General features: G+C 70.1%; 13 protein-coding genes. 5 read left to right on the forward strand and 8 right to left on the reverse strand.

The genetic code is table 11. The annotated features are described in order from the left end of the window. Positions 1 to 446: 446 nt before the first annotated feature. The gene (locus QE388_RS07245) at positions 447 to 2,654 is read left to right on the forward strand and encodes an ATP-dependent Clp protease ATP-binding subunit (RefSeq protein WP_307384368.1); all 2,208 of its coding nucleotides are present in this window, start codon (positions 447 to 449) and stop codon (positions 2,652 to 2,654) included. Positions 2,655 to 2,831: 177 nt separating this feature from the next. On the opposite strand, the gene QE388_RS07250 is transcribed toward QE388_RS07245, so the two are convergent. The 3 genes from QE388_RS07250 to QE388_RS07260 form a co-directional block, all read right to left on the reverse strand. Then, positions 2,832 to 3,464, reverse strand: a complete 633-nt coding sequence (locus QE388_RS07250) for a YdcF family protein (protein WP_307384371.1) — start codon at positions 3,462 to 3,464, stop codon at positions 2,832 to 2,834. A gap of 194 nt (positions 3,465 to 3,658) precedes the next feature. After that, positions 3,659 to 4,243, reverse strand: coding sequence for a nitroreductase family protein (locus QE388_RS07255; protein ID WP_275800751.1), 585 nt, complete (start codon positions 4,241 to 4,243; stop codon positions 3,659 to 3,661). A 211-nt stretch (positions 4,244 to 4,454) separates the two neighbouring features. Beyond that, positions 4,455 to 5,816 (reverse strand): glucose-6-phosphate dehydrogenase, encoded by a 1,362-nt coding sequence (locus tag QE388_RS07260; RefSeq protein ID WP_307384375.1) that lies wholly within the window; start codon positions 5,814 to 5,816, stop codon positions 4,455 to 4,457. 113 nt (positions 5,817 to 5,929) lie between these two features. Between QE388_RS07260 and QE388_RS07265 the strand changes: the two genes are divergently transcribed. From QE388_RS07265 to QE388_RS07275, 3 genes are all read left to right on the forward strand, one after another. After that, positions 5,930 to 7,702, forward strand: a complete 1,773-nt coding sequence (locus QE388_RS07265) for a glycoside hydrolase family 15 protein (RefSeq protein WP_307384377.1) — start codon at positions 5,930 to 5,932, stop codon at positions 7,700 to 7,702. A 208-nt stretch (positions 7,703 to 7,910) separates the two neighbouring features. Continuing rightward, the gene (locus QE388_RS07270) at positions 7,911 to 8,588 is read left to right on the forward strand and encodes a hypothetical protein (protein ID WP_307384380.1); all 678 of its coding nucleotides are present in this window, start codon (positions 7,911 to 7,913) and stop codon (positions 8,586 to 8,588) included. After that, complete coding sequence (locus QE388_RS07275; protein WP_307387079.1) at positions 8,585 to 8,962, forward strand: VOC family protein; 378 nt, start codon at positions 8,585 to 8,587, stop codon at positions 8,960 to 8,962. The genes QE388_RS07270 and QE388_RS07275 overlap by 4 nt, the downstream gene beginning before the upstream one ends. A 262-nt stretch (positions 8,963 to 9,224) precedes the next feature. Here QE388_RS07275 and QE388_RS07280 read toward each other — a convergent pair whose 3' ends face one another. The 4 genes from QE388_RS07280 to QE388_RS07295 form a co-directional block, all read right to left on the reverse strand. Next, complete coding sequence (locus QE388_RS07280; RefSeq protein WP_307384383.1) at positions 9,225 to 10,343, reverse strand: ABC transporter permease; 1,119 nt, start codon at positions 10,341 to 10,343, stop codon at positions 9,225 to 9,227. Further along, the gene (locus QE388_RS07285) at positions 10,340 to 11,224 is read right to left on the reverse strand and encodes an ABC transporter ATP-binding protein (protein WP_275796698.1); all 885 of its coding nucleotides are present in this window, start codon (positions 11,222 to 11,224) and stop codon (positions 10,340 to 10,342) included. Before QE388_RS07285 ends, QE388_RS07280 begins: the two co-directional genes overlap by 4 nt. A gap of 382 nt (positions 11,225 to 11,606) precedes the next feature. Continuing rightward, positions 11,607 to 12,275: a response regulator transcription factor gene (locus QE388_RS07290; protein WP_307384388.1), complete on the reverse strand. Its 669-nt coding sequence runs from the start codon at positions 12,273 to 12,275 to the stop codon at positions 11,607 to 11,609. After that, entirely contained in the window at positions 12,268 to 13,551 is a 1,284-nt protein-coding gene (locus tag QE388_RS07295) for a sensor histidine kinase (protein ID WP_307384391.1), read from the reverse strand. The genes QE388_RS07290 and QE388_RS07295 overlap by 8 nt, the downstream gene beginning before the upstream one ends. Positions 13,552 to 13,693: 142 nt before the next feature. Between QE388_RS07295 and QE388_RS07300 the strand changes: the two genes are divergently transcribed. Further along, positions 13,694 to 14,266: an NADPH-dependent FMN reductase gene (locus tag QE388_RS07300; protein ID WP_058595253.1), complete on the forward strand. Its 573-nt coding sequence runs from the start codon at positions 13,694 to 13,696 to the stop codon at positions 14,264 to 14,266. Between the two features lie 223 nt (positions 14,267 to 14,489). Here the strand turns inward: QE388_RS07300 and QE388_RS07305 are convergent, their stop codons facing one another. Further along, positions 14,490 to 15,332, reverse strand: a complete 843-nt coding sequence (locus tag QE388_RS07305; RefSeq protein WP_307384395.1) for an exodeoxyribonuclease III — start codon at positions 15,330 to 15,332, stop codon at positions 14,490 to 14,492. Positions 15,333 to 15,388: the final 56 nt, after the last annotated feature.

Raw genomic sequence — 15,388 nt, forward strand, 5'->3', positions numbered from 1 at the left:
CCCCGGGGGCGGCGCGTCGCAATCGAACTCCGCGTGACGGTACGCCCCCGCGCGCACCCCCACTCCGCCTGGCGGTAGGCGCCGGCCCGAACCCGGACGCCACGAGACGGCCAGGTGGGCACCGCCTGCCTTGCTCCGGTCCCGTGCGGGACGGATCCCGGATGTCGCGCCTCGACGACTCGGTCGCGTGCCGCGTCCATTGCCCCGTGCGGGCCGAACTTCGGATGCCTCGGCCCGTCACCGCCCCCATCGCCCCCAGGACGGATTCCGAATGCCGCGCCTCGACGCCGCTCGCCGTCCCCCTCGCCGCGAGGGGCGGACTCCGGATGCCGCGCCTCGACGCCGTGGCATCCTGCCGACCCCATTGCCCCGCGCGGACGCTGATGCTAAACTTGAGTCAACGCCACTCAAGTTTGAGTGAAGCGAGAAAACTTCCAGGAGACGACATGAACGCCACACAACAGCCGGGGCAGGAGGACGCGCGCAGCGCCCTCGAGCAGTTCGGCATCAACCTCACCGACAGGGCTCGCCAGGGCAAGCTCGACCCCGTGATCGGGCGCGACGGCGAGATCCGCCGCGTCAGCCAGGTGCTCACCCGGCGCACCAAGAACAACCCCGTGCTCATCGGCGAGCCCGGCGTCGGCAAGACCGCCGTCGTCGAGGGGCTCGCTCAGCGCATCGTCGCGGGCGACGTCGCCGAGAGCCTCAAGAACAAAGAGCTGGTCTCGCTCGACATCTCGGCGCTGGTCGCCGGTGCGATGTACCGCGGACAGTTCGAGGAGCGGCTGAAGAGCGTCCTCAAAGAGATCACCGAGTCCGACGGACGCATCATCACATTCATCGACGAGCTGCACGTGCTCATGGGCGCGGGCGGCGGCGAAGGGTCGGTCGCGGCCAGCAACATGCTCAAGCCCATGCTCGCCCGCGGCGAGCTGCGCCTGATCGGCGCGACCACGCTCGATGAGTACCGCGAGTTCATCGAGAAGGATGCTGCTCTCGAGCGTCGCTTCCAGCAGGTGTACGTCGGCGAGCCCACGGTGGAGGACACCGTGGCGATCCTCCGCGGCCTCAAGGAGCGGTACGAAGCGCACCACAAGGTTGCGATCGCCGACGCGGCGCTCGTGGCAGCGGCATCCCTCTCCAACCGCTACATCCCCTCGCGCCAGCTGCCCGACAAGGCCATCGACCTGATCGACGAGGCCGCGTCGCGCCTGCGCATGGAGATCGACTCGGCCCCGCTCGAGATCGACGAGCTGCGCCGCCACGTCGACCGCCTGAAGCTCGAAGAGCTCGCGCTGAAGAAGGAGAAGGACGAGGCGTCGAAAGAACGCCTGGCGACTCTTCGCGAGACGCTGGCCGCCGAACAGGCCAAGCTCGACGAGCTGCAGGCGCGGTGGGAGCGCGAGCGCGCCTCGCTGAACCGCGTCGGTGAGCTCAAGACGCGCCTCGACGCCGCCCGCGTGGATGCCGAACGTGCCCAGCGCGAGGGCAACCTCGAGCGCGCGTCGCGGTTGCTGTACGCCGAGATCCCGGCGCTCGAGCGCGAGCTGATGAAGGCCGAGCGCGAAGAGCCGGCGGGTGACCGCATGGTCAACGAGCAGGTCACCGACGAAGACATCGCGGCTGTCATCGCCGCCTGGACGGGCATCCCCGTGGGGCGCCTGCTCCAGGGCGAGACCGAGAAGCTGCTGCACCTCGAGCGCGAGCTCGGCAAGCGTCTGATCGGACAGAAGGATGCCGTGAAGGCGGTGTCCGACGCCGTCCGTCGCTCGCGGGCCGGCATCAGCGACCCCAACCGCCCGGTCGGTTCGTTCCTGTTCCTCGGCCCCACGGGTGTCGGAAAGACGGAGCTCGCGAAGTCGCTCGCCGACTTCCTCTTCGACGACGAGCACGCCATGGTCCGCATCGACATGTCGGAGTACGGCGAGAAGCACTCCGTCTCGCGCCTGGTCGGTGCCCCTCCGGGGTACGTCGGGTACGAGGCCGGTGGTCAGCTCACCGAGGCCGTGCGTCGGCGTCCCTACAGCGTCGTGCTGCTCGACGAGGTCGAGAAGGCGCACCCCGAAGTCTTCGACGTGCTGCTGCAGGTCATGGACGACGGTCGCCTGACCGACGGCCAGGGCCGCACGGTCGACTTCACGAACGTCATCCTGATCCTGACCTCCAACCTCGGCTCGCCGATCCTCATCGATCCGACGCTGTCGATGGATGCCAAGCGTGAACAGGTTCAGGCTCTCGTGCGGCAGGCCTTCAAGCCGGAGTTCGTGAACCGCCTCGACGACATCGTGATCTTCCAGGCGCTCAGCCAGGACGACCTCGCCCAGATCGTCGAACTCGCGGTCGACGCGCTGCACAAGCGCCTGCGCGAGCGCCGGCTGACCCTCGCGGTCACGCCCGACGCCCGCTCGTGGCTCGCCGAGCGCGGCTACGACCCGGTGTACGGTGCCCGGCCGCTGCGTCGACTCATCCAGTCCGAGATCCAGGACCGCCTCGCGATGGCGATCCTCGCCGGCACGGTGCGCGACGGCGACGTGGTCCGCGTCGACGTGGCCAGCGACGGCGACTCGCTCATGCTGGTGAGCACGGGCCCGGCGGCCGAGGAACCCGGCGAAGACTCCGACGACGACGTGATCGAGGCCGAGATCGTCGAGTAGGACGAACAGAGAGGGGGATGCCACGCGGTGTGCGTGGCATCCCCCTCCCGTGTGTGCGCCCCCCGTGCATAAACGCCATCCGCTCACGTAAACGCGGTGTGCTCGCGTTTCTGTGAGCGGATGGCGTTTATGGGGTGTGGCCGTCCCGGCGGGTCCTGCACCAGCCGCCCCGTTTCGTCACGGGCAGGGCGTGAGCCAGGCCTTCACGAACCCCGCGGTCTGATACACGTACTGGAACGCCCAGTCGTACAGCGACATGTTCGTGTCGACACCCATCACGGTGACGTCGCCCCCGTAGCACTTCTCGAAGATGTACCGCGTGCGGGCGACATGCGGGGTGAAGGTGATCACGACCGTCTTGTCGCTGGGATGGCTCGCAACGTAGTCGGTGAGGAGTTTGGCCTCGCCGGCGGTGGTGAACGGGTCCGGCCGCTTGCAGGTGACCCCGGGCTCGCCACACGCGTCGATCTCAGAGGCGTCGAAGGCGCGGTCCCCATGCCCCTTTGCGGAACCCGACACGGAGATCAGCATCGGCAGGTTGCCGTCGGCGTCGCGAAGGGTCTCACCGAGATCGAGCCGCTGCTGCTGGGGCGGTCCGATCACGTAGACGAGATTCGCGTCGGTCGGATCGCCCTGCGGAGGGAAGACGTAGAGGGGGAGCCCCGCCGCGACGATCGCCACGACAACGACGGCGAGTGCCAGGCTGAGCCGACGGAGGCGTCGCCACCGTATTCGTCCGCGCCGCGCCCCCGCGAGCGCGATGGGCTGTGATTCCGGTGCACCGGCTTCGGTGGGCGAAGAGGTCGTCACGGAAGCGATGGTAAGCCGCCCTTGTGAACGCCACGTTGCCGACGACAGGTGAGCGCGGTCCGCCACCGCTGCGGCGCGATCGCCTCAGGGCGGAGTCCGCGTCGGCGCCCCGCCGCTGGCCGGACCGAAGCAGGTTTGCCCCCGCACCGCGGCTTCGGGTGCGGGGGCGAACGAGTGTCGCTGGGGTGTCGTGATCAGGCGTCGACGAGCAGCGACTCCGCGATCGTGCGGCGCTCGCGCGGCGCGAGTTCGCGCTGGCGCAGTCCCTCTTCGGCCGCGTCGACGTCGCCGAGGGTGCCCACGGCGATGACCGTCACGGGCACGAAGCGGGGCTCGATGTCGAAGGCCGCGCGGAGGGCGTCGACCTCGAAGCCGCCCATCTGGTGCGTCGCGAGACCCTCGGCGTGCGCCTGCACGGTGAAGTGCGCGGCCGCTTGACCGGCGTCGTACAGAGCCCAGGGGCGTGCCTCGCCCTCGGCCGTCTCGGTCTCGGCGAGCACGACGACCAGCGCGCCGGCGGCCGGAGCCCATGCCTGGTTGAAGCCCATCAGGGCCGACACGACGAGAGCGTGCGCGTCGCCGCCGCGACGGGCGACGATCAGGCGCCACGGCTGGTGGTTCATGCCCGAGGGAGCCCAACGGGCGGCTTCCAGGGCCGAGCGCAGCGCGACTTCGTCGATCGGCGTTTCGGGGTCGAAGACGCGCGTGCTCCAGCGCTCGGCGAGGACGTCGAGGATGGGGGCTTCGGTGGGGGCGGTGCGGTCGAGAACGAGAGACATGGATACTCCTGTGAACGAGGACTGAGCCGGGACGCCGTTGACCCGAACCAGTGAACGCCACGCGCGCACGAGATGTTCCCATGTGACGTCGTGCGTCGCGCCCTCATAGAGAGATTTCAGGATGCCGCGCCCTCGGCGCGCGCGTCGATGAGCGACGGCTCGTCGCGTCGCGCCGCAACGGTGCCGCCCCGCCCCGCCGCAGGAGCCGCCGTCAGGCCTTCCAGGACGACGGCCCCGCGCTTCCCGCCGCGTACTCGTCGAGCGGCACCTTGTTCTGACGCCACGCGTCGATCACCGGCTGCACGATGCGCCAGCACTGCTCGGCCGCGTCGCCGCGGACGGCGAGCATCGCGTCGCCGTCGAGAATGCCCGAGAGCACTTCGCCGTACGCCTTGAGCGCGCCCTCGCCGAGGTCGGCGTCGAGGGTCACGCGCTCGAGCTCGAGCGGGTCGTCGGCGCCGTTGACGTTGAGCTCGAGGCTCATCGTGTCGGGGCCGAGCGAGAAGACGAGCTTCGACGGGTCGCTCTCGCCGACGAATCCGCCGGGAAGGTGCCGCACGGGCTTGAAGGTGACGGTGACGGCCGGGTCTCCGGCATCCAGAGCCTTGCCCGAACGGAGCGTGATGGGCACACCCTGCCAGCGCGCCGTACGCACCTCGACGGTCATCTCGGCGAGCGTCTCGGTGTTGCGCGACGGGTCGACGCCGGGCTCGTCGACGTACGAGACGAAGTGGCGGTCGCCCACCTCGCCCGCGGTGTACCGCGCGCGGCGGGAGTTCTTCACCGGGTCGTCGTCGAGCACGTGGGTTGCGCGCAGCACGGCCGACGTCGCGTCGCGCAGATCGAGCTGGTCGAGCGAGGACGGCGGCTCCATCGTGACGAACGCCATGACCTGCAGCAGGTGGCTCTGGATCATGTCGACCAGAGCTCCTGCGGAGTCGTAGTACCCGGCGCGGCCTTCGAGGCCGAGCTTCTCGGGGAAGTCGACCGTGATGGTCGCGATGTCGTCGGCCGACCACACGCTCTCGATGAGACGGTTGGCGAAGCGCACGCCCAGCAGGTTGAGCACCGTGGAGCGACCGAGGAAGTGGTCGATGCGGAAGACCTGGTCTTCGGGGACGAGGGTCGCCAGCTGCTCGTTGAGCTTGTGCGCGCTGGCTTCGTCGGTGCCGAAGGGCTTCTCGAGGGCGAGGATCGTGCCCGCGGGGATCGTGACGTCGGCGAGGGCGATGCACGACTTCTCGGTGACGGCCGGCGGAACGGCGAAGTACAGGGCCAGGCGCCCTTCGGCGCCGTCGAGGAGGGTCTGCAGGTCGGCGGCCTTCGTGATGTCGGCTTGCGAGTAGGTCGTCGACGAGACCTGGTCGAAGGCCGCCTCGGCATCCATCGTCTGGAAGGCCTTCTTCACGACGTCGCGCCAGTGCTCGTCGGTCCAGTCGTCCATGCCGGCGCCGTGCAGGCGGATCGAGCGCTTCGGCTCGCGGGCGAGCAACTGGCCGAGGGCCGGGAGGAGCAGTCGAGAGGTGAGGTCGCCCGAGGCGCCCAGGATGATCAGGGTCGTGTCCGCCGCCATGGGGTAACCGTAGCGCTCGGTTCCGACATCGCCGGGATGCTTGCAGCGCGCGCATGGATGCCACTATCGAGATGTTCGGCCACGATGTCGGCGGCACCTGCCATGATCCGAGGGTGACCACTCCGATCGAGGACTATGCGGTCCTCAGCAACTGCCGCTCCGCAGCCCTGGTCTCCCGCGACGGGAGCATCGATTGGCTCTGCCTGCCGCGGTACGACAGCGGGTCGATGCTCGGCGCGCTCCTCGGCGACGAGTCGCACGGGCGGTGGTCGCTGCGCCCCGCAGACCCCGAGGCCCGGGCGACCCGGCGCTACGACGGCGACACCTTCGTCCTCGTGACGCGGTGGGAGACGGCGACCGGCGTCGCCGACGTCTACGACGCGATGCCGGTCGACGAGGGCGTCGAAGCGGTGATCCGTCGCGTGGTCGGTGTGTCGGGCGAGGTCGACTTCGTCAGCGAGGTCCGTCTGCGCTTCGACTACGCGCGGGCCGTCCCGTGGGTTCAGCAGATCGGACAGGGCGGCGAACACGCGATCCTCGCCGTCGCGGGTCCCGATGCCGTCGTCATCCGGGGTCCGCGCCTGATCGCCGTCGACACCGCGCATCGCGGCCGCTGGACGGCGGCGGCGGGGCAGAGCGTCGATTCCGTCCTCTCGTGGGGCCCGTCGTGGAAGGAAGCCCCCGCGGCGTTCAATGTCGAGGCGGCCCTCGAACGCACGCGCGAATGGTGGGCCGCGTGGGCCGACCGCGTGCAGTCCGCCGGCACGCACGCGGCACTCGTCACCCGTTCGCTCATGGTGCTGCGCGCCCTCACGCACTCCGAGACCGGCGGCATCGTCGCGGCCGCGACCACCTCGCTCCCCGAGGCCTTCGGCGGCTCCCGCAACTGGGACTACCGCTACGTGTGGCTGCGCGACGCCGCGCTCACGCTGAGCGCGTACATCGACCACGGGTACCTGGATGCCGCCCAGCACTGGCGCACCTGGCTGCTCCGGGCCATCGCCGGCGATCCGGCCGACGTGCAGATCATGTACGGCATCGCGGGGGAGCGCGACCTCCCCGAGCGAGAGATCACGAGCCTTCCCGGATACGGCGGCGCCGCGCCCGTTCGCATCGGCAACGGGGCGGTCACGCAGTACCAGGCCGATGTCATCGGCGAGGTGATGGTGGCGCTCGAAGCGGCGCGGAACGCGGGCGTCGAAGAGACGACGTTCTCGTGGTCGCTCCAACGTTCCCTGCTGAATCAGCTCGCAGGAGAGGTCGACAAACCCGACCTCGGCATCTGGGAGATGCGCGGAGAACCGCACTACTTCACCCACTCCCGGGCGATGGTGTGGGCCGCGTTCGACCGTGGCATCCGGGCCGTCGAAGAGGGCGGTCGCGAGGGCGAGGTCGACACGTGGCGCGCGCTGCGCGACAGCGTGCGCGCCGACATCGATGCGCGTGGCGTGCACGAGGGCGGGTGGTTCACGCAGCACTTCGACACCGACGAGGTCGACGCGTCGCTGCTCGTGCTGCCGCAGGTGGGCTTCTGCGCCTACGACGATCCGCGCATGCTCGCCACGGTCGCGCGCATGGAAAAGACGCTCATGCCCGACGGGTGGCTTCTGCGCTATCGCACCACCGGTGTCGACGGGCTCAGCGGCGACGAGCATCCCTTCCTCGCGTGTTCGTTCTGGCTGGTCGGGCAGTACGCGCACAGCGGGCGGCGCGACGAGGCCGTGACGTTGATGAAGCGCCTCACGGCGGTCGCCAACGACCTCGGCCTGCTGTCGGAGGAGTACGACCCCACGACGAAGCGGCAGGCCGGGAACACCCCGCAGGCCCTGTCGCATCTCGCGCTGGTGGGGGCGGCCGACGCCCTGGATGCCACGGCTCCGCGCTGAGCGCCCTCCTCGGGCCGCGGCGGCGGTGGCCGCGCGCTCTGCGGGCCGCGGCGGAGGTGGCTGAGCCTGTCGAAGCCTCCGGTCCCTTCGACGGGCTCAGGGACCTCGCGCTGCGTGAGCGACCCCGCGCGGCGAGCACGACCTCACGCTGCGCACGGGGACCGCGCAGTCCGCCCCCACCCCCACCGCGCGGCCCTAGAGTCATCGCATGGACGACGACGTCGAGTTGCGCCGCCTGCGCGAGCGGGTCTACGGCGTCGACGGTGCCGCCGCCACTCCGGCGATGATCGCTCGGCTCGCCGAGCTCGAGGAGAACGCACGACGGCCGCCCATCGTGGAGGATCCGCCCGCCGACGTACCGGATGCCGAGCCCCCGACGCCCGCTGACGACGTCACCGAACCGTCCACCCGGCGCCCCGCCCTCCGCTGGGCGCTCATCGGGGTCGGCGCCGTCGCCCTCGTGAGCGTCGGCGTCGCGATCGGCTCCACGTTCGCGGCCCCTCCGTCGACCGCGGCCACCGCCGATCCCGCCGAGGCGAGCCTGCCCGAGCTCACCTTCCCGCAGACGGCCGAAGACGTCATCTCGGCCGAGATCCTCAGCGACAGCGGCATCGACCCGGCGAGCACCCGTTACATCGCGACGGTGAGCGACTTCCGCATCTACCTCGCCCGGCCCGACGACGGCGACGGACGCTGCATCGCGACCTTCACCTCCAGCGAGAACCGTCCCTGGTCCGCCGGGTGCGCGAGCGGAGCGCAGGTCGGAGCCGCCGTCTTCGGCATCGACGAGAGACTCACCGTCGCGATCGGCGAGCCGGTCTCGTCGGGGGTCGACGGCATCCCGATCCGTCTGTCCGACAGCGTCACGGCCTTCGTGGCGCGCTGAGTCCCGCCGGTGCCTTCTCGGGCTTCGCCGTCGACGACCTCGACGCCGCCCATCGCTTCTACGCGGACACGCTCGGACTCACCGTCGAGGTGCTCGCCGGCACGGGCTTCCTGTCGCTGCAGCTCGCCTCGGGTGGGAGCGTGCTCGTGTACGGCAAGCCGAACCACACGCCCGCGTCGTTCACGGTGCTGAACTTCCCCGTCGCGGATGTCGAGGCGGCCGTCGACGACCTGCGGGCGCGTGGCGTCGAGACGAAGATCTACGACGATGCGGACTTCCCCACCGACTCGCGCGGTATCATGCGCGAGGGCGGACCGCTGATCGCGTGGTTCCGCGACTCGGCGGGCAACGTCCTCGCCGTGCTCGAAGAATGACGCGCGGGGGAGGGATGCCGAAGCCCTGGCATCCCTCCCCCTCCTCCCGTCGCGGGGCCTCGCGCCTCACGCGCAACGCGAGGTCCCTGAGCCTGTCGAAGGGACCGGGGGCTTCGACAGGCTCAGCCCCCTCCGCCCCGCCGGGTCGCGCGCAACGCGAGGTCCCTGAGCCTGTCGAAGGGACCGGGGGCTTTGACGGCCTCAGCCCCCTCCGCCCGCCGGGCCTCAGCCCCCTCCGCCCAAAGGCCCCCGCGCGCTGCCCTCAGCCTTTCAGCGCCTCCGCGAGCTTCACGCGCGCGCCCATGCGCAGCAGTGAGTTCTGGTAGATGCGCGAGCCGATGCCGATCGCCACGACGCACGAGGCGACGAGGACCAGCAGAGACAGCACCGGCTCCCACCACTGCGCGTCACCGAGGTACATGCGCAGCGGCATCCCCACCGGCGCCGAGAACGGCACGTACGACATGATCGTCAGCACGACCGGGTTGTCGTTGAAGAAGATCACGAGGAAGTACGGCGCCATGATCAGCATCGTGATCGGCGTGGTGGTCGCCCCGATGTCTTCTTGACGCGAGACCATCGCGGCGGCGGCGGCGAACAGCGATGCCAGCAGCACGAAACCGAAGAGGAAGAAGATCGCGAACCAGGCGATCGGGGCGCCCAGGGCGCTGAGCACTCCGGCCTGATCCGTCACGGCGAGGCCGATCACCGCGACCGCGGCGAGCAGCACGATCTGCGCCATCGCGAGCACCGTGTTGCCGAGCACCTTGCCGGCGAGCAGTGCGCGCACGGGGATCGCCGAGATGAGGATCTCGACCACCCGCGTCTGCTTCTCTTCCACGACGCTCTGCGCGATCGTGCCACCGAAGGTCGACGCGGCGATGAGGAACACGAGCCCGAACGCGAGGGCGATGAAGTAGCGCAGCGCGCTCGCCGCGCCGGCCCCCGGCTCGAGCTCCTGAACAGGGGGCGTCTCGCTGAGCATCTGCAGAAGGGTCGAGGGCACCGAGTCCTTCACGACGACGGTGTAGTCGAACGAGGCGTCCGACGAACCCGACACCAGGGCGGCATCCACCGTCCCGTCCTCGACGAGGGCCGTGGCCGCGTCGTCGCTGTCGGCGACGGTGACCTCGAGTCCGTCGAGTCCCTCGACCGCCGCCTGCGTCTGCGCCGTGACGGCGACCGGGATGCCGCTTCCCGAGAGGTTGTTCGCGGCGAAACCGCCCCAGACGACCGAGGCGAGGGCCGCGAGCACGAGGATCACCGTCGAGATGACGAACGCTTTGCTGCGCAGCTTCGAGCCGATCTCGCGCTCGGCGACGAGCCAGATGCTCTGCAGGTCGCTGGGGGCGCGGTGCGTGGTCGGGGTCGTGGTGCTCACTGGATGACCTCCTTGAAGATCTCGGCGAGGGTAGGTCTCTGCGGAGCGAAGCTCACGACGTCGCCGCGCAAGACGGCACCCTGCAGAACGCGCTGGGCCGAGGCGTCGTCGGCGGCGTCGAACAGGGCGTAGCCGCCGTCAAAATCGAGGACCGTTACGCCGGACTCGTCGCGCAGCCACCCGGCGTCGCCGCGCGACACCAGTTCGTAGCGGTGCGTGGCGTGCTCGGCCCGGAGACCCTCGCGGGTCCCGGCCGCGCGGATGGTGCCGCCGGCGATGATGACGAGGTCGTCGCACAGCCGCTCGACGACGTCGAGCTGGTGCGACGAGAACAGCACCGCGGCGCCCGCGGCCGCCTTCTCCTGCAGCACCCCGGCGACGACGTCGACGGCGAGCGGGTCGAGGCCCGAGAACGGCTCGTCGAGGATGAGCACGTCGGGCTCGTGGACGAGGGATGCCGCGATCTGCGCGCGCTGCTGGTTGCCCAGCGAGAGCGTCTCGACGAGGTCGCCGAGGCGCTCGCCGAGTCCGAGGCGCTCGAGAAGGGCCGTCGCCTTGGCGGTCGCCTCGGCCTTGCCGAAGCCGTGCAGCCGCGCGAGGTAGGCGATGTGCTCAGCGACCTTCATCTTCGGGTACAGCCCGCGCTCCTCGGGCATGTAGCCGAAGCGGCGGCGGTCGGACGTGGTGACGGGCGAGCCGTTCAGCACGACCGAACCGGCGTCCTTTCCGAGCACGCCGAGGGCGATGCGCATGGTCGTGGTCTTGCCGGCGCCGTTGCCGCCGACGAATCCCGTCAGCCGCCCGGGGGCGACGGTGAAGCTCACGTCGTCGAGCACGCGGCGACCGCCGTAGCTCTTGGTGATGCCGTCCAACTGGAGCACGGTGCATCCCTTCTTCTCGATGCTTCTCACGCTAGGGACCCGGATGCCACGGCACCTCCGCCGCGGGTGGGGTCGTCGCCTCCGCCTCTCGGGGGAGGGCGTCGACCTGCGCATCCCCCGGTGGCTTCGACGGGCTCAGCCACCTCGGTTCGCCGGTTCTCGGCCCGTGGGGGTCCTGAGCCTGTCGAAGGTCCCTGAGCCTGTCGAAGGGACCGGCGTCCCGGCTCGCCGTGGCTTCGACGGGCTCAGCCACCTCCCGCGCGGACCCTCGGGCGTGCCGGAGAGGCCGACGGGCTCAGCCACCTCGGTTCGCCGGTTCTCGGCCCGTGGGGGTCCTGAGCCTGTCGAAGGTCCCTGAGCCTGTCGAAGGGACCGGGCGCCGTCAGGCCAGGCCGTGCCGGTGAGCGAACACCACGGCCTGCACGCGGTCGCGCGCGCCGAGCTTCTGCAGCACGTTCGACACGTGCGTCTTCACCGTCGCCTCGCCGATGAACAGTCGCGCCGCGATCTCGGCGTTGCTGAGCGCCTCGGCGACGAGTCTCAGAACCTCCGACTCGCGCTCGGTCAGAGGTTCCGCGAGCGTGAGCGGGGGAGGGACGGATGCCGCGGGCTCGGGCGACCCTCCCGAGGCGAAGCGCTCGATGACGCGGCGGGTGACCTCGGGCGCGAGCAGGGCGTCTCCGGCCCCGACGACGCGCACGGCCGAGACGAGCTCTTCGGGACCCGCATTCTTCAGCAGGAACCCGCTCGCGCCGGCCGACAGCGCGGCGAAGAGGTAGTCGTCGCGGTCGAAGGTCGTGACGATGAGGACGGCGGCATCCACCGCGGGGTCCGCCACCAGAACACGGGTGGCTTCGAGGCCGTCCATGTCGGGCATCTGCACGTCCATGCAGATCACGTCGGGGTGCAGCTCCGCCGCCGCGGCGATCGCCTCGCGACCGGTCGTGGCCTCGCCGACGACCGTGATGTCGTCTTCGAGCGAGAGGATCGTGCGGAAGCCCGCGCGCATCATCGCGTGGTCGTCGACCAGGAGGACCCGCAGCTCAGACATGAGCCACCTCGTTCTGTACGGCCGGGACACGTACGCGCACGAGGTAGCCGCCCCGCGAGCGCGGGCCGATCTCGATCGTGCCGCCCGAGACCGCCGCGCGTTCGCGCATGCCCAGCTGACCGAGCCCAGGCGTCTTCGAGCCTGCGCGTCCCGTGTTCGAGACCTCGAGCTCGATGGCATCCGGATCGAACCGCAGACGCACGTCGGCGGTGGCGCCGGGACCGGCGTGCCGACGCGCATTCGTGAGCGCTTCCTGCGCGATGCGGTACAGGTTCACCTGCACGAGAGGGGGCGGATCGTGCGCGGGTTCGCCGATCACGGTGAAGGTGGTGGGAAGACCCGCGGCGGTCGCCTCGTCGACGAGCGCCGCGATCGAGGTCAGACCGTGCGTGGTCGGCGCGGTGTCGGGGTCGGACTCGCTACCGGGGGCGCGGAGCGTCTCGAGCAGCTGGCGCAGCTCGTGGAGCGACGTCCGGGCGGAGCCCTCGATACCCGCGAGCACCTCGCGCGCTCTGTCGGGGTCCTTTGACAGCAGCGTTCGCGCGACGCCCGCTTGGACGCCCATGAGCGACACGTGGTGCGCGACCACGTCGTGCAGTTCGCGCGCGATGCGCACGCGGTCGAGCGCGACGGCCTGCGCCGCCGTCACCTCGCGCTCGGCTTCGAGCTCGGCGGTCCGCTCCTCGAGGGCGGCCCGCTCGCTCATCTGCTGATACGAGCGGTTCCCGAAGTAATAGGCGCCGCCGAAGAACAGCGCGTTCACGCCGATCATGAGCAACTGGTACGCGACGAACGGAGAGAAGGCCCCCGCGCGCGAGAACGCGCCCTCGGCGGACGGGTCGATGGGCTGGGTCGCGTCTTGGAACATCACGACGAACAACCACGTGAACATGCCGACGATGATCGCGATCCGCACGATCGTCGCGCGCCGCCGGTTCTGCTGCCACGCGCCCACGGTGTACAGCGCGATGAACATCGCGATGTTGCCGGCGTAGATCTCGGGGATCCGCAGGGTCACCGCGAGGAAGTACGCGACCGACACGACGACGGCGGTGACCGACGGCCATCGCCGCCGCACCGCGATGGGCAGGGCGAGCACGAAGACATATCCGACGGCGAGGGCGAGCGACGCCTGTTTGTCGCCGTAGAGGCCCGAGACCGCCGACAGCACGGCGCTGAGCAACCCGCCGAGCAGCAGCACGATCGCGAGCACGATGTCGTTACGTCGCTGAGTGGGGGTGAGCTCACGGGTGAACGTGCGGGTGAGCGGTGGCATCCCCTCACGCTACGGGGGACCTCAGCCACCTGCATCCCCCTCGTGACGGAGTCAAGAGGAGGGGGAATACAGGTTCACCGTCGATGCTTGCAGGTGAATGTACCCGGGCGCGCGCCGCCCTCCGTCCCCAGAGAGGATCACCGTGACCGACTACACGATCGGCTACATCGTCGGAAGCATCTCCAGCACCTCGATCAACCGCCGCCTGGCGAAGGCTCTCGAGAAGGTCGCGCCCGAGGGCGTGACGCTCAAGGAGATCCCGATCAAGGACCTCCCCTTCTACTCGCCCGACTACGACGGGAACTTCCCCGAGGTCGCCAAGGAGTTCAAGAAGGCGATCGAGGATGCCGACGGCGTCTTCGTCGTGACCCCCGAGTACAGCCGTTCGATCCCCGGCGTGCTCAAGAACGCGCTCGACTGGTCGGCGCGTCCCTACGGCGAGGCGTCGTTCAACGACAAGCCGACCGCGGTGATCGGCACCTCGCAGGGCGGCATCGCCACCGCCGCGGGCCAGCAGCACCTCCGCTCCGTGCTCCTGCACTACAACGCCCTGGTCCTGGGTCAGCCCGAGGGCTACATCCAGTCGACCCCCGGTCTCTTCGAAGAGGACGGCACCGTGACCGACGAGGGCACCGCCGCGTTCCTCCGCTCGATCATCGAGGCGCTGGTGACGCTCATTCAGCGCACCGCTCCCGCCGAGGTCCCCGCGGTCTGAAGCCCGCGCAACGGCGGGGTCGGGGTTCGCCTCGGCCCCGCCTTGGCACTCGCGTCGGAACGCACGGCCGGGTGGCGCACCGGTGTCGTGGATCCGGAGACCGGCGTCAGATTCGGATGAATCCACGCGATGCGTCCGGATCTACGACGCGTTTCCGGTTCTGTGCGCCGGATGCCACCGGTAATCGTCGAACGCGTCGGTTGCGCGCGAGCCGGTACCCGTGTCAGCCGAAGATCATCGGCAGATCGTCGTCTCCGGCATCCGTCAGGTCGAGGTCGGCGACGACCGGCACGTGGTCGCTGGGGACCTCGCCCTTCCGCTCGTTGCGGTGGATCTCGGCGCCCTGCACCGCGTCGGCGAACGCGCGCGACCCGAGGATGAAGTCGATGCGCAGCCCCTCGTTGCGGGGGAAGCGCAGCTGCTTGTAATCCCAGTACGTGTAGCCGGTGGGGACGAGCGGACGGACGACGTCGGTGAGTCCCGCGGACTCGAAGGCCGCGAAGGCAGCACGCTCGGGCGGAGAGACGTGGGTGGTCGCACCCTCGACGACCGTGGGGTCGCCGTTGTCGGCATCCGTCGGGGCGATGTTGAAGTCGCCGGTCAGCGCGAGCGGAAGATCGGGGTTCTCCGCGAGCGTCTCGGCGGTGTACTGGCGGAGTCTCTCGAGCCAGTCGAGCTTGTAGGTGTAGTGCGGGTCGTCGAGCCCGCGACCATTGGGAACGTACAGGCTCCACACCCGCACGCCGTCGACCGTGGCGCCGATCGCGCGCGCCTCCTGCGGGAGGTCGGGCCCCTCTTTGCCCTTCTCGAACCCGGGCATGCCCGGGAAGCCGATCTCGACGTCTTCGAGCGGCTCGCGGCTCGCGATCGCGACGCCGTTCCACTGGTTCAGCCCGTGCGCGGCGACGTGGTAGCCGGCTTCTTCGAACGCGGCGTAGGGGAACTGCTCCGTCTTGCACTTGATCTCCTGCATCGCCAGCACGTCGATGTGCTCGCGCACGCAGAACTCGACCGTGCGGGTGACGCGGGCGCGGATGGAGTTGACGTTCCAGGTGGCCAGGCGCATGGCATCCAGCCTACTTTCGGGCGGGGACATCGTCGGTCTCGTGGGGGTGGGTGGGG

It is taken from the genome of Microbacterium sp. SORGH_AS_0969 (genome assembly GCF_030818255.1).
In the GTDB taxonomy this organism is placed as follows: Bacteria; Actinomycetota; Actinomycetes; order Actinomycetales; family Microbacteriaceae; genus Microbacterium.

Coding starts and splice junctions, on each gene's coding strand:
- QE388_RS07245 (WP_307384368.1), top strand. CDS start 447: ATGAACGCCACACAACAGCCGGGGCAGGAGGACGCGCGCAGCGCCCTC.
- QE388_RS07255 (WP_275800751.1), bottom strand. CDS start 4,243: ATGTCTCTCGTTCTCGACCGCACCGCCCCCACCGAAGCCCCCATCCTC.
- QE388_RS07260 (WP_307384375.1), bottom strand. CDS start 5,816: ATGGCGGCGGACACGACCCTGATCATCCTGGGCGCCTCGGGCGACCTC.
- QE388_RS07270 (WP_307384380.1), top strand. CDS start 7,911: ATGGACGACGACGTCGAGTTGCGCCGCCTGCGCGAGCGGGTCTACGGC.
- QE388_RS07290 (WP_307384388.1), bottom strand. CDS start 12,275: ATGTCTGAGCTGCGGGTCCTCCTGGTCGACGACCACGCGATGATGCGC.
- QE388_RS07295 (WP_307384391.1), bottom strand. CDS start 13,551: ATGCCACCGCTCACCCGCACGTTCACCCGTGAGCTCACCCCCACTCAG.
- QE388_RS07305 (WP_307384395.1), bottom strand. CDS start 15,332: ATGCGCCTGGCCACCTGGAACGTCAACTCCATCCGCGCCCGCGTCACC.